A 14114-nucleotide genomic window follows, 5' to 3' on the forward strand; every position below is an offset into this window, starting at 1 on the left:
TCATCCACACCAGCAATAACAGCACCGATGGCGCAAGCATTACCCGCGCAAGACCGCTCGTGTTTCGGGTTGCCATTGGTAGTCCCCTCCCTGACCGATAGCCGCGGCGTTGCCCGCCGGTGCAGCCGGATTTAACGATTGTCTTGGTGCATCGGGCAGAAAATCGTATTCGATTTTCGTGCGTAACGATGCGCAGATTAAAAGGGCTAGAGCGTCCTTTGTGCGTCTGGAAGGACGGAAAGCCGCTCTAGTGGCGGGCTTCGCCCGTCGCTGCATGGTAGGTCGCCAGCACCTGATCCACCGCCGCGACCAGAACCTCCTCCATCGTCCTGCCCGCAACTGCCGCGAGCGGCAACTCACCGAGATACTGGCGCAGCAGGGTTTCGGGAATTGTCTTCCCATCCAGCGCCTTATGCAAGGCGGAAACGGCTGCAAGCGCTTCCGGCCGCGTCCAGTAATAACGGATGCGGTCGCTGTAGCTGTAATGGCGCTGCAATCGGAGCGTGATGTCGTCGCCATGGTAATGGCCCTGCCAGTCGCCCGGTGCGCTTAACATCAATTTTTCCATGGTCCGCGCCAGCGGCCGGTCGCCATAGGTGCCGACCATTTCGGAGGCGATCATATCAAGAGCGTAAAGCGCTTCCCGGTAAGCGAAGGTGAGGCCGGGGCCAACTTTGAGGATCGGATATCCGTCATGCACGAGTGCGGTAAGTGCTGTCTCCGTCTGATAATCGGTCGAATGGGCTTCGAAGACCAGTTGCGGTTCGCCGTCCAGCACGGCGCTGAGGCTCTGCGCTGCCTGCGGGTCATAAGCGACGACATTGTCGCTGCCGAATTCCACGCCGGGCTGTACGACGAAGGCGATGACCCGTTCGAAAGCTTGCGAAAGGCCGTGCTGCGCGAATATTTCGCGGTGCAGATCGATGGTGTTGCGCGCCGCCTGTGGTTCGGTCGGCGCAACCGTGTCGAGCACATGGTCTGCACCACCGGGCACCGGCACTTCGGTGCCGAGAATGTAAAGCGGTTTGGGCAGGCCGGCATCGGTGGCGGCCTTTTCGGCGACGGCTGCGAGTTTCGCGGCGCGGTTGGCAATCGTTACGTCGTCTAAAGCCGCCGGTTCACCGGCGCAGCCCATGGATGCATCGAGGTGGATCTTGCGAAAACCAGCTGAAACATAGGCTTCGACCATGGCGGCGGCTTTTGTCAGCGCGTCCTCGGCCTTTTCCCGGCGCCAGGGGTTGGGGCCGAGATGATCACCGCCGAAGATCAGCAGTTCGGCGGGCAGCCCTTCTTCCGAGGCGATGCTGTTGACGAAGGCAACAAAATCCACCGGCGTCATGCCGGTATAACCGCCGAGATGATTGACCTGATTGCAGGTCGCCTCGATCAGCACAGCTGTCTTGCTGGCGGCGGCGCGGCGGATTGCGGCGCGCAGGACAACGGGGTGGGCCGAACAGACAGACGTGATGCCCGCAGGTTTACCGGCGCGGCGCGCGGCGGCTAGATTTTCCAGAATGGCGGTCATGGGACTTCCTCCGACAATTGCGCGGCGATGAAGGCGTCGAGTTCGGCAAGGCTGGCAGCACCCTCCATCGGGCCGCGCCTGATGACGTTGTGGGCGCCCGATGCATTGGCATAAGCGAGCGCTTTTTCAGGATGCATGCCGAGGCGGCGGCAGGTGAGGTAGGTTGCGCCGAAACAGTCGCCGGCACCGGTCGGGTCGATTTCCGTGACCTTCAGGCCGGGGGCGTCGATGCGCCCATGGGCGCGGCTGAAATGGCTTGCGCCCTTCGCACCGCGTTTCAGCACGATTTCGCCGACACCGGAGGCGAGCAGCTTCTCTATCGCAGCATCCTCATCGTCCAGACCGGAGGCCGCCTGAAGTTCCTCGCCTGACGGTAGCAGGAGATCGGTGACGGCAAGCAGATCGTCGATCAGCCTGCGGCCGGCATCACCCTGCGCCAGTTCCTTGCGGATGTTGGGATCGAAGGAGACCGAGCCGCCGCGTGCCTTGACGCTCTTGATGGCTTCGAGAATGATTTCACCGATGCCGGCTATCGCGAAGGCCGACCCCATGACGTGAACATGGCCCGCCTTCTTGATGAGAGCCTGCGCCTCGACCGTCATCAGCGTTTCGCTGGCCGCTGAATGGGCGATGTTGAAAACGAAGTCGCGCGCGCCGTTCTCGCGGTAGCGCACGAAGGCGCTGCCGGTCGGGCGATCTGAAATAGTGGCGATGGCCGAGACGTCGACGCCGTCGCGGCGCAGCCTTTCGACATTGAGACGGCCGAAATCATCGTCACCGACTGCCGCGATGATGCCGGCGGTTCCGCCGCAGCGCGCCACCTGATCGATGAAGATGGCGGGTGCGCCGCTCGGGAAAGGGCCGATCAGCGTCTGCGGCTCAAGAAAGCCATTTCCCACCGTCGTCGCCATGATCTCCACGAGGATTTCCCCGGCCGTGATGGTCGGGCCCTGGGTCTGCGGCGCCAGTGCAGATGCCTGCCTCATCGTTTCCTCCATAAGCGTGTGCTGCCGTCCTGCCGGGCGGGTGTATTTCGGTCTGTTGATTTTTCGAATATCAATTAAAGTTTACGCGCGTCAAGATATTAATTGATGAAAAATCTGCTGCAATGCAGCAAGAAAAATGCGTGAAATAATAAATGATTGTGAAAATATGTTTTTATAAACAAAGTGTTGTACACATTTCGGGCCAGCATGGCGGCGCCATCATTTATTTTGGATGTTGACAATCGGTGTGGTTTTGCGAGATAAAAAATTTACGCATGTATTGTTATGCGTGGACATCCGTAAAGGAGGAGCGGGTCTCATGAGCAAATTCATTGGAATTCTGTCGTCGTCTGTGGTGGGAGCGGGCCTTTTGGCCGGGCTGGCGCAGGCGGAAGAAATCAACATCGCCACCGTGAATAATGGCGACATGATCATCATGCAGAAGCTTTCCAGCGCCTGGGAGAAGGAAACAGGCAATAAGATCAACTGGATCGTGCTGGAAGAGAATGTTCTGCGCGAACGCGTCACCACCGATATCGCCACCAATGGCGGCCAGTTCGACATCATGACCATCGGCGGTTACGAAGCGCCGATCTGGGGCAAGCAGGGCTGGCTGGCGCCGGTCGACGATCTCGGCGACGATTACGATTACGCCGATCTGCTCGACCCGATCAAAAAGGGCCTGACGGTGGATGGCAAGCTTTACGCCGTGCCGTTCTACACCGAAAGCTCGTTCACGCTTTACCGCAAGGATCTGTTCGACGCCGCCGGCCTGAAGATGCCTGATAATCCGACCTACGCCCAGATCAAGGATTTCGCCGCCAAGCTGACCGACAAGTCGAAACAGCAATATGGCATATGCCTGCGCGGCAAGCCGGGCTGGGGCGAAAACATGGCCTTCCTCGGCACCATGATCAACACCTATGGCGGCCGCTGGTTCGACATGGACTGGAAACCGCAGCTGACGAGCGAGCCGTGGAAAAAGGCGATTGCGGATTATGTGGCGCTGATGACCTCCTACGGCCCGCCCGGTGCGGCCGCCAACGGCTTCAACGAAAACCAGACGCTGTTTTCCTCCGGCCGTTGCGCCATGTGGATCGACGCCACCTCGGCGGCGGGCCGCGTTTATGACCCCAAGCAGAGCCAGGTCGCCGACAAGACCGCGTTTACCCGTGCTCCGGTGGAGGTAACGCCGAACGGTTCGAGCTGGTCGTGGTCCTGGAACCTTGCCATTCCCAACAGCACGAAGAAGCTTGAAACCGCCAAGTCCTTCGTAAAATGGGCGACCTCGAAGTCCTATGTGAAGACGGTTGGTGAAAGCGAAGGCTGGGTGGCCGTGCCGCCGGGCACGCGCAAATCCACCTATGAGCTGCCGGAATACAAGAAGGCGGCGCCCTTTGCGGATACCGTGCTGAAGGCGATCATGTCTGCCGATCCGTCCAAGCCGACCAAGGATCCGGTGCCTTATACCGGTGTGCAGTTCGTGGCCATACCGGAATTCCAGTCCATCGGTACGGTTGTCGGCCAGCAGATCGCGGCCGCCCTTTCCGGCCAACAGACCGTCGATGCGGCGCTCGAAGGCGCGCAGAAGCAGGTCGAGCGTGACATGACCCGCGCGGGCTACATCAAGTAGCCGCGTCCTCCCGGCGTGCCGCCCGTTCGCCTTTTGGCAGCGGGCGGCATGGGTGGGGATTGAGGGCCAGTTCTTCCCTCATTCCTGTGCCTGTCACAGGAATCCAGTCAGCCCAAGTCTTTGGGCTGGAAGGACTCTCTCGCCGCGCAGACGCGCGTCGGCTGGATTCCTGTGACAAGCACAGGAATGAGGGAGTGTGGGGTGCGCCGGCTATCAAATCTTTACCCGGTGTTCCGCGTTCGGGTTCATCGACAAAACACACCTAACGGAAACGAGCATGGCCAATTGACCCGCCATGCATCACGGAGATCGACATGAGATTGAACAACAAGGTTGCGCTGATCACCGGCGCCGCCCGCGGTATCGGCCTTGGTTTTGCGCAGGCTTTCGCTGCTGAGGGCGCAAAGGTCATCATCGCTGACATCGATATCGCCCGCGCGACGGCGTCCGCCGCCGCCATCGGCCCTGCAGCCAAGGCCGTGAAGCTGGATGTGACCGATCTTTCCGAGATCGACGCCGTGGTGAAGGCGGTAGATCAGGAATTCGGCGGTATCGACATTCTCGTCAACAATGCCGCGATCTTCGACATGGCGCCGATCAATGGCATTACCGAAGAGAGCTATGAGCGGGTGTTCGACATCAATCTCAAGGGGCCGCTGTTCATGATGAAGGCCGTCTCCAATGTGATGATCGCGCGGGCGCGCGGCGGCAAGATCATCAATATGGCAAGCCAGGCCGGACGGCGCGGCGAGGCGCTCGTCACGCTTTATTGCGCCTCCAAGGCGGCGATCATTTCCGCCACGCAGTCGGCGGCGCTGGCGCTCGTCAAGCACGGCATCAATGTCAACGCCATTGCACCCGGCGTGGTGGATGGCGAGCATTGGGAAGTGGTCGATGCGCATTTCGCCAAATGGGAAGGCCTGAAGCCCGGCGAGAAGAAGGCGGCGGTGGCCAAATCCGTGCCGATCGGCCGTTTCGCGACGCCTGATGACATCAAGGGGTTGGCGGTTTTCCTCGCCTCCGCCGACAGCGACTATATTCTCGCCCAGACATATAATGTCGATGGCGGCAACTGGATGAGCTGAAAAGCTGGAGATGACCATGCATGCCATTCAATTCGTCGAGAAGGGACGCGCCGTGCTGGCGGAACTCCCCGTCGCCGATCTGCCGCCAGGCCACACGCTTGTGCGGGTCAAGGCTTCGGGGCTTTGCCACACCGATATCGATGTGCTGCACGCGCGTTATGGTGACGGTGCGTTTCCCGTCATTCCCGGCCATGAATATGCCGGTGAAGTTGCGGCCGTGGCTTCCGATGTCACTGATATCAAGGCCGGTGACCGGGTGGTGGTCGACCCCAATCTGCCCTGTGGCACCTGCGCCAGTTGCAGGAAGGGGCTGACCAATCTTTGCAGCACGCTGAAGGCTTATGGCGTTTCCCACAATGGCGGTTTCGCGGAATTCAGCGTGGTGCGTGCGGATCACCTGCACGGCATCGGTTCCATGCCCTATCATGTCGCAGCGCTGGCCGAACCGCTCGCCTGCGTCGTCAACGGCATGCGGAGCGCTGGCGTCGGTGAGAGTGGCGTGGTGCCGGAGAGTGCGCTTGTATTTGGTGCCGGTCCCATCGGCCTGCTGTTGGCCCTGTCGCTGAAAGCACGCGGCATTGCTACGGTAACGATGGCCGATATCAATGAAAGCAGGCTGGCCTTTGCCGAAAGTCTCGGGCTCAAGGTGGCGGTTTCCGGCTCGCAAGCGCTCCTGCGGCAGCAGAAGTCTTTTGATCTTGTGGCCGATGCGACGGGTATTGCCCCCGTTGCGGAAGCGATGATCCCGCTGGTTGCGGATGGCGGCACCGCGCTGTTTTTCGGCGTCTGCGCGCCGGATGCCCGCATTTCGGTGGCGCCTTTCGAAATCTTCCGGCGGCAGCTGAAGCTTGTCGGCTCGCATTCGCTGAACCGTAACATACCGCAGGCGCTCGCCATTCTGGAAACGGATGGCGATGTCATGGCGCGGCTCGTCTCGCACCGGTTGCCGCTTTCGGAGATGCTGCCGTTCTTTACGAAGAAACCATCCGATCCGGCCACGATGAAAGTGCAATTTGCAGCCGAATGATCGTTTGGTGGTTGATAACCGCAGTCGACCGGCTTTTCGTGCGAAGGCCGGTCGATATAAAGTACCACATGTAATATTTCATGGGGGCAAGCACTTTGGCCAAATCTATCAGGACGATGGAAGAGTTTTCGGAATTCGTCGGCCTTTCCCGCCCGACCGTTTCGAAATACTTCAATGATCCGGCCTCGGTCCGCAAGAAGACGCGGGACACCATCGAGGATGCGCTGAAGAAATCGGGATTCAGGCCCAATATCTTCGCCGTCAACCTCAACCGCCGCCGCTCCAATATCATCGGCATCATCATTCCGAACTCCACCGACCCGTTTTATATGGCGCTGACGAGCCGTATCGAACTCATCGCCAATGAGGCTGGGTTCCTTGCCTTCGTGCTGTCTTCGGATGGCAAGGCGGAAATCGAAGACCGGGCCATCCGCACCTTCAAGTCGATGAATGTCGCCGGTGCGATCATCGCCCCGCTTGGCGTCAAATCCCATCGCGCCACGCTGGAGCAGCTCGCGGCCAGCATTCCCATCGTTTATGTCGATTCGCCGCTGGATGAGACCTCGGCCTTTGTCGGCACCGACAATCGCCAGAGCGTCGGGCTGATGGTGGATTATCTCTGCCGTTCGGGCGAGCCGCCCTGTTTCTTCGACATGCCGCAGGTCAACACCAATGCCGCGACACGCCGCACGGCCTATGAGGAGGCGATGCAGCGTCTTGGTTTCGAACCGCATGTGATCGATGTGCCCGGCATCGTCACCTGGGATTTCGAGCGTTTCGCTTTTGATGAAGCGAGCCGGCTGCTGGATGGGGCAGGGCATTTGCCATCCCGCACCATTTTATGCGCCAATGACCGTATTGCCTTCGGCGTCATCGCCGCCGCTTTCCAGAAGGGCATCAAGGTCGGTCACGGCGCAGATTACGATCTCAGGGTTGCCGGTCATGACGATCATCCGTTGTCGCGTTATGCCTGCCCGCCGATTACCACGGTGGCGCAGAATTATAACGAGATCGGCAGGCTGTCGATCGAGCTTCTGTTGCAGAAGCTGAACGAGGAGGCGGATGATGCCGCCACCCGGATGCGGGAACGCATCCTGCTCAGCGCCGATCTGATGCTGCGTAAATCGGCCTGATGGCTTGTTAGAAAAACTAAACAAAAAATCTGATTTTCTAAATAGAACTAATATTTGAACGCTCCTACTCTGTTCCCAAGGTTGCTTTGGGAGGCGACCGCGAGAGCCGGCGCAAAGGCGTGCCGGGATCCGGGAGGAACGCAGAAACGTCATGTTGCCGCTGCCGCGAGGGTCACGCCTTCGCAGCCTCGGTATCGCATGGCCTTCGCCGGGCAGACTGGACACTCTCGCCAGCAATTTCCCCAGCGAAGGATGTCAAAACATGAATCTCCATTCTCTTCTGTCAGCGCGTGCAGCCGGTGGCAAACCTGTCAGGGTCGGTCTCATCGGCGCCGGCAAGTTCGGCTCCATGGTGCTGGCGCAGGCGCAGCGCATCGCCGGTTTCCACATGGTCGCCGTCGCAGACCTCAATGTCGGCAAGGCGAGGGAATCGTTTGGCCGCGTCGGCTGGCCGAAGGAGCGTTATGACGCGACGAGCTGCGCCGATGCGCTGAAAAGCGGCAAGACCTATGTGACCGATGATGTGAACGAGCTTTTCGCCTGCGGCGAAATCGAATGTGTCATCGAGGCCACCGGCCATCCGCTGGCCGGTGCGCGCCATGCACTGGGCGCCATCGACCACAACAAGCACGTCGTCATGGTCAATGTCGAAGCCGATGTCATGGTCGGGCCGATCCTTGCCGAAAAGGCCCGCGCCAAGGGCCTGATCTATTCGATGGCTTACGGCGACCAGCCGGCGCTGATCTGCGAGCTGGTTGACTGGGCGCGCGCCACCGGTTTCGAGGTCGTCTCCGCCGGCAAGGGCATGAATTTCGAGCCGCGTTACCGTTATTCGACGCCGGACACGGTCTGGGGTTATTTCGGTTGGACGGACGAGGAAGTGGCCAAGGGCGACTTCAATCCGAAAATGTACAATTCCTTCACCGACGGCACCAAGGCGGCCATCGAAATGGCGGCGGTCGCCAACGGCACGGGGCTGGATTGCCCGGATGACGGTCTGGCCTTCCCGCCCGCCGGCCTGCACGATCTGGCCCGCGTCTTCCGCCCCGCTGCCGATGGCGGCCGCATGGCGCGCTCCGGTCTCGTCGACATCGCCGCGAGCCAGGAGCCGGATGGGCGCGAGGTGTTCAACAACATCCGCTACGGCGTTTTCGTCACCTTCAAGGCGCATAATGAATATGCCCGCGCCTGCTTCAAGCAATATGGCCTGCTGACCGATCCGTCGGGCTGGTACGCCTCCATGTGGCGTCCGTTCCACATCATCGGCCTTGAAACATCGATCAGCGTGCTTTCCGCCGTCCTGCGCAACGAGGCCACCGGTTGCTCCAAGGAGTTCCGCGGTGATGCCGTCGCCACGGCAAAGAAGGACATGCAGCCCGGCGAGATGCTGGACGGTGAGGGCGGTTACGCGGTCTGGGCAAACGCCATTCCCGCCACCCGCAGCCTTGATATCAAGGCGCTGCCGATCGGCCTTGCCCATAATGTCAAGCTGAAGCGCGCCATCAAGAAGGACCAGATCGTCAGCTTCGACGATGTGGAGCTCATCAATGACCTTGATGTGGTGAAGCTGCGTCAAGACATGGAAAACCGCTTCCGTCCGCAAAAAGACGCCGCGGCTTGATGGGCGGGGGAGAGGACATGTCGAAGGGAGCCTTCGTGGTGATCGCGGAATTTCGGGTTAAACCCGATGCGATGGATGCCTTTCTCGACGCCGCGCGCGATGACGCCAAGCATTCGGTCGAGGACGAACCGGGTTGCCGGCAATTCGACGTGGTGCGGCCGGAAACCGGAAACAATGTGGTGTTTTATGAGGTCTATGACAGCAGAGAGGCTTTCGACGACCATCTGAAAACACCGCATCTCGACCGGTTCCGCGCGGCTTTCCCCGCCCTCATCGAAGAAGAACTGCCGGTACGTTTTTTAAACCGGCAATGGCTCTGAAAGATGGAAACGATGGCTGACATTCGCCAGATCGCCGTTATCGGAACGGGTATCATGGGTGCCCCCATGGCGGGGCGTCTGGCGGAGGCCGGGTTTTCCGTCAAGGCCTGGAACCGCAGCGCTGACAAGGCTGCGGTTCTGGCGAAAAAGGGTGTGCAGCCGGCGGCAACGGCTGCCGAAGCTGCGGCCGAAGCCGATGTCGTGCTCTGTATGCTGAGTTCCGGGCCGGTCTGCGACGAGGTGCTGCTCGGTGCCTCGGGCGTCGTTTCCACCATGAAGCCCGGTGCTATCCTGCTGGTGATGAGTTCCATCCCAGTCGATAACGCACGGCAACAGGCGGAAGCGGCCAGGGCCCGCGGCGTCAGATATATCGATGCGCCGGTCTCGGGCGGAGAAAAGGGAGCGATCGAAGGAACGCTCGCCATCATGGCCGGCGGTGAGCAGCGGGATGTGGATGCATTGCGGCCACTCCTCAATTGCCTTGGCCGCGTCACCCATGTCGGTCCGGTGGGCTGCGGTTCTCTGGCCAAGCTTGCCAACCAGCTGATCGTCGCCTCGACAATCTGCGCCGTCGCCGAAGCCTTGACGCTGGTTGAAGCGGGGGGAGCCGACCCGGCGCAGGTGCGCGAGGCCCTGCTTGGCGGTTTTGCCGACTCCACCGTCTTCCGGCAGCACGGAAAACGCATGGTGGAGAGCAACTTTCGCCCCGGCGGGCCGGCGAAATATCAGGTGAAGGATACCTCCACGGCGCTGGCTTTCGCCAAGAGCCGTGGCCTCAGATTACCGGTCGGCGAGGAGGTTGACCGGCTGTTCCGTTCCATGGTCGAGCATGGTGCGGGTGAGCTTGATCACAGCGGTGTGATCCTTGAAATTAAGCGCATGAATGCGTTCGGAGGAACGCTCGAAACAGTCTAGAGACAACAAAGGGAGGAACACATGAAAATTTCAAAACTTTACGGGCTGGCTCTTGCCGCCACCATGCTGGTTGCATCGATTGCGCAGGCGGAAACGCTCACGCTTTCGACGCCGGATCCGGACAATTCCGAAATCACGCTTGCCGCCAACAAGTTCGCCGAGCTGGTGTCCGCCAAGACGAATGGCGAAGTCACCGTCAAGGTCTTCCCGAACGGCTCGCTTTACGGCGGTGATCCATCGGGTGCCGTCAAGCAGCTGGCGGGCGGATCGCTCGACATGCTGCTTCTGGCGACATCGCTTTATGCGAATTTCGACCCGCGTTTTTCGGCGATTTCCATTCCCTATCTTTTTGACGATGAAGCACAGCTTCGCACCTATCTGGAAGGTGAGCAGGGCAAGGAGCTGATTGCCGGGCTGGAAAAGATCGGCATCAAGGCGGTGGATCTGTGGCCGCGCCCCTTCCGCCAGATGACCAATTCCAAGCGCCCGATAACCTCGCCGGATGATCTCAAGGGTTTGAAGTTCCGCGTTCCCAACAATCCGCTCTGGGTGGAATTCTTCAAGAAGATGGGCGCCGCACCGACGCCGCTCGCCTTTGCCGAGGTTTATAACGCCCTGCAGCTGAAGGTCGTCGACGGCCAGGAAAACCCCATCAACGTCCCATTGTCGGCGAAATTCTACGAGGTGCAGAAATACGTCTCGATCACCAACCATATGGGTGACGGCTGGGTTCTGGGCATCAGCCCCGCCAAGTTCAACGCCCTGAGCGATGCGCACAAGGCGGCCGTCGAGGAGGCGGCGAAGGAAGCGGAAGTGTGGAAGGTGCAAAACGACGCCTCGAGCGCCGAAGCGACGATCGCCGAACTGCAGAAACACGGAATGGAGGTCAATCGCCTGACGCCGGAGCAGCAGAAGGCGTTCGTGGAAGTCTCAAAGGGCCTCTATCCGGTCTTTGCCGGGTTGGTGAAGGATCAGGCTTTCTTTGACAAGACCATTGCCGCCGTCGGCAAGAAGTAAGGCCATCAGGTCTTCCGGGCCGGCGCGCAGCCGGTCCGGTTGGGAGGACAGTTTTATGGACGAAACGTCATCATTTTTCGGCAGGGTCATCAGATTGGCGACCGACGTGCTGGCCGGTCTGGCCGCTATCGGGGTTCTGGCCGTCGTGCTTTTGCAGGTGTCGACCCGAATGTGGGGCACTCCGGTCTCCTGGACCGAGGAGGCGACACGGTATCTTTTCATATGGATGGTGTTCCTGGGCGTGGCGGGCAGCTTCCGCACCGCCGACATGGCGCGGGTAACGGTGTTCATCGCGCTGATGCCGGCCTGTGTGCGGCGTCTTGCGCTGCCCATCTACGTCGTGTCGTCGGTCGTCTTTTTCGGCCTGATGATCTGGACGGGCTGGACGCTGGTGCGCCAGCAATATGTGATGAATGAAGCCGCCGCGACGCTTGCCACGCCGATGTGGATGATCGGCATCATCATTCCGCTCAGCGCGGCTCTCGGCATTGCCGCCATCGTGGAATCCCTGCGCCAGCATCGCGACCGCATCGAACTGCCGGAAGGCCTGCAGCCTCTCGCCGATGCCGATCTGGTGGTTGGAAATATGGAGAAACGGCCATGAGCCTGACGCTGCTTGGACTTTTCCTTCTCATGAGCGCTTTCGGCGTTCCGCTTGCCGTTGCACTTGGTCTCGCCAGCCTGGCGTCCATCGCGCTTTATACGTCGATGCCGATGGACCTTCTGGCGCAAACCATGTTTTCGGGCATGAACTCCTTCCTTCTGGTTGCGGTGCCGCTTTTCATTCTTGTCGGCGTCCTGATGGAACGGGGCAAGGTCGCCGAACGGCTGTTCGACTTTGCCGAGGCGATTGTCGGCTGGCTTCCCGGCGGTCTCGGCCACGTCAATGTCGCCTCGTCGGTGATTTTCGGCGGCGTCTCCGGTTCGTCGGTCGCCGATATCGCTTCGATCGGCGCCATCGAGATCAAGGCCATGGAGCGCCACGGTTTTCCAAAGGGATATGCCGTCGGCCTGACGCTCTGCACCTCCACCCTTTCCTCGATCATCCCGCCATCGATCCTCATCGTCATCGCCGGTTCCGTCGCCAATGCCTCCATCGGAACCCTGCTCGTGGCGGGGCTGGTGCCGGGATTGTTCCTCGCATTCGTCTTCATGGTCTACAATCACATCTATGCGGTGCGGAACGGCTTCAATCCGCCCACGCCTTTCAATGTCCGGCGTGTGGTGACGACCGGCCTTGCGGCCATCCTGCCGATGCTGACGCCGGTGATCCTGCTGATCGGTATTGTCGACGGCTATTTCACGCCCACGGAAGCGGCCGGCATTGCCGTTGTCTACACGCTGTTTCTGGCCGTCATACTTTACCGCACGATCCCTTTTTCGGCGCTGCTCGGCATCTTCATGGAAACGGCGCGCACATCCGGCTCGATCCTGTTCATCGCGGCGACGGCGAAACTGGCGGCCTGGGTCTTCACCTTTGATGGCCTGCCGGCGCAGGTTGCGGTTTTCCTTGGCCATATCAGCACCGGGCCGACCATGGCGATGGTTCTGATCTTCCTGTTCCTCATCGTCGTCGGCATGTTCATGGATGCGATTGCCGCCATGTTCATTCTGATCCCGGTGCTTATGCCGCCGGCCGTCTTGCTTGGGGTCGATCCGATCCACTTCCTGATCGTCATGGTCATCACCCTCACGCTTGGGCTTGTCACGCCTCCGGTTGGTGTATGCCTGTTTGCGGTGGCGCAGGTGGCGAAAATGTCGATCGAGGATGTGATCAAGGGATCGCTTGCGCCGATGTCCATTCTTGTCGCCGCGATCCTGGCCCTGGTGCTGTTCCCGGATCTGACGCTGGCGCCGATCAGGCTGATGGGTCTTTACTGACGCGGAAACGGAAAGCCTGAAACATCAGACAACGCGACGGGTTTGCCACTCGTCGCGTTGTTTTCGCATCCACTCCAGAAACAGCGTCACTTTTCTCTGCCGCAGGTGGGAATGCGGACAAACGATCCATTGCGTGACGAGCTTGATACGCGGCGCATCGGCCACGGCCGGGACCAGCATTTTGTCCTGCAACTCCCGCTCCATCATCAAGGTGCTTTCCAGCGCCACGCCGATGCCGAGAACGGCGGCGTCGATGGCCATGTGGCTGCGATCGAACAGGACGCGCCGCCAGCGCTTTTCGGCTGTCACGCCCGCCAGAGGGAACCAATGGTTCCATTGCGCCTGTGCCTTGACGGAATGGATCAGCCGCTGGCTCTGCAATTCCTCGGGCAGAAATTTACCCGCGCCCGGGTGGTTTGGTGAACAGACCGGCAGGAATTCCTCCTCAACCAGCCCTTCCACGAAGAGACCCGGCCAGCGGCCATCGCCGTGGCGCAGCTCTATGTCGACGAGTTCCTGCGAAAAATCGGTCGGCTCGTTGGTGCCGTCAAGGCGCACTTCCAGTTCGGGGTGCTCCTCCAGAAACGAGCCGAGGCGCGGCAGCAGCCATTTGTTGGAAATGGTCGGCGTCGCCCTGATCGTCAGCGTCGTGACCGAACGGAAGCCGCGAATACTGTCGGTGGCGTCGGAAATCTGCTCGATCTGGGCGGTGATCATCGAGAAATATCGCTCGCCGGCCTCGGTCAGCGTCACCTTGCGGCCGGTGCGGGCCATCAGGGTCGTGCCAAGCTGGCCTTCCAGTAGCTGGATCTGCTGCGAAACGGCCGAAGGCGTCACGCTCAGCTCTTCCGCCGCCCTCGAAATGCTGCCCGCCCTTGCGGCGGCGTGAAAGACCAGGATCGATTTTATCGGGATTTGCATGGCTTAAGTCTTCGCTGAACGGATTACGGCAGTCACCTGCTGATTAGCAC

General features: G+C 60.3%; 13 protein-coding genes. 10 read left to right on the plus strand and 3 right to left on the minus strand.

Features of this window, described 5'->3' with window-relative positions:
- Positions 1-247: 247 nt before the first annotated feature.
- Together AKG12_RS18640 and AKG12_RS18645 are read right to left on the minus strand one after the other, a co-directional pair.
- On the minus strand, positions 248-1525 hold the full coding sequence (locus AKG12_RS18640) for a D-tagatose-bisphosphate aldolase, class II, non-catalytic subunit (RefSeq protein WP_052820008.1): 1278 nt from the start codon (positions 1523-1525) through the stop codon (positions 248-250).
- Entirely contained in the window at positions 1522-2511 is a 990-nt protein-coding gene (locus AKG12_RS18645) for a tagatose kinase (protein ID WP_052820009.1), read from the minus strand. The genes AKG12_RS18640 and AKG12_RS18645 overlap by 4 nt, the downstream gene beginning before the upstream one ends.
- A gap of 319 nt (positions 2512-2830) precedes the next feature.
- On the opposite strand from AKG12_RS18645, the gene AKG12_RS18650 reads away from it, so the two are divergent.
- The 10 genes from AKG12_RS18650 to AKG12_RS18695 all read left to right on the plus strand — a co-directional run bounded on the left by AKG12_RS18650 (position 2831) and on the right by AKG12_RS18695 (position 13143).
- On the plus strand, positions 2831-4144 hold the full coding sequence (locus AKG12_RS18650; protein WP_052820010.1) for an ABC transporter substrate-binding protein: 1314 nt from the start codon (positions 2831-2833) through the stop codon (positions 4142-4144).
- Positions 4145-4458: 314 nt separating this feature from the next.
- Entirely contained in the window at positions 4459-5229 is a 771-nt protein-coding gene (locus tag AKG12_RS18655) for a galactitol 2-dehydrogenase (protein ID WP_052820011.1), read from the plus strand.
- Positions 5230-5245: 16 nt separating this feature from the next.
- Positions 5246-6256, plus strand: a complete 1011-nt coding sequence (locus AKG12_RS18660; RefSeq protein WP_052820085.1) for a D-altritol 5-dehydrogenase — start codon at positions 5246-5248, stop codon at positions 6254-6256.
- Positions 6257-6372: 116 nt separating this feature from the next.
- Positions 6373-7389 carry a LacI family DNA-binding transcriptional regulator gene (locus tag AKG12_RS18665; RefSeq protein ID WP_046800384.1) on the plus strand — a complete coding sequence of 339 codons (1017 nt, stop codon included), beginning with the start codon at positions 6373-6375 and terminating at the stop codon, positions 7387-7389.
- 262 nt (positions 7390-7651) lie between these two features.
- Positions 7652-9010: an NAD(P)H-dependent oxidoreductase gene (locus AKG12_RS18670; protein ID WP_052820012.1), complete on the plus strand. Its 1359-nt coding sequence runs from the start codon at positions 7652-7654 to the stop codon at positions 9008-9010.
- 17 nt (positions 9011-9027) lie between these two features.
- Entirely contained in the window at positions 9028-9330 is a 303-nt protein-coding gene (locus tag AKG12_RS18675; RefSeq protein WP_046800497.1) for a putative quinol monooxygenase, read from the plus strand.
- A 12-nt stretch (positions 9331-9342) separates the two neighbouring features.
- Positions 9343-10245, plus strand: a complete 903-nt coding sequence (locus tag AKG12_RS18680) for an NAD(P)-dependent oxidoreductase (protein ID WP_052820086.1) — start codon at positions 9343-9345, stop codon at positions 10243-10245.
- A gap of 21 nt (positions 10246-10266) precedes the next feature.
- A complete protein-coding gene (locus AKG12_RS18685) occupies positions 10267-11262 on the plus strand; it encodes a DctP family TRAP transporter solute-binding subunit (protein ID WP_052820013.1) in 996 nt (331 codons plus the stop codon).
- Between the two features lie 55 nt (positions 11263-11317).
- Positions 11318-11866, plus strand: coding sequence for a TRAP transporter small permease (locus AKG12_RS18690; protein ID WP_052820014.1), 549 nt, complete (start codon positions 11318-11320; stop codon positions 11864-11866).
- The gene (locus AKG12_RS18695) at positions 11863-13143 is read left to right on the plus strand and encodes a TRAP transporter large permease (RefSeq protein WP_046800388.1); all 1281 of its coding nucleotides are present in this window, start codon (positions 11863-11865) and stop codon (positions 13141-13143) included. The genes AKG12_RS18690 and AKG12_RS18695 overlap by 4 nt, the downstream gene beginning before the upstream one ends.
- A gap of 24 nt (positions 13144-13167) precedes the next feature.
- On the opposite strand, the gene AKG12_RS18700 is transcribed toward AKG12_RS18695, so the two are convergent.
- Complete coding sequence (locus tag AKG12_RS18700) at positions 13168-14064, minus strand: LysR substrate-binding domain-containing protein (protein WP_052820015.1); 897 nt, start codon at positions 14062-14064, stop codon at positions 13168-13170.
- Positions 14065-14114 lie beyond the last annotated feature (50 nt).

This window comes from Agrobacterium sp. SUL3 (genome assembly GCF_001263295.1).
GTDB lineage: Bacteria > Pseudomonadota > Alphaproteobacteria > Rhizobiales > Rhizobiaceae > Agrobacterium > Agrobacterium tomkonis.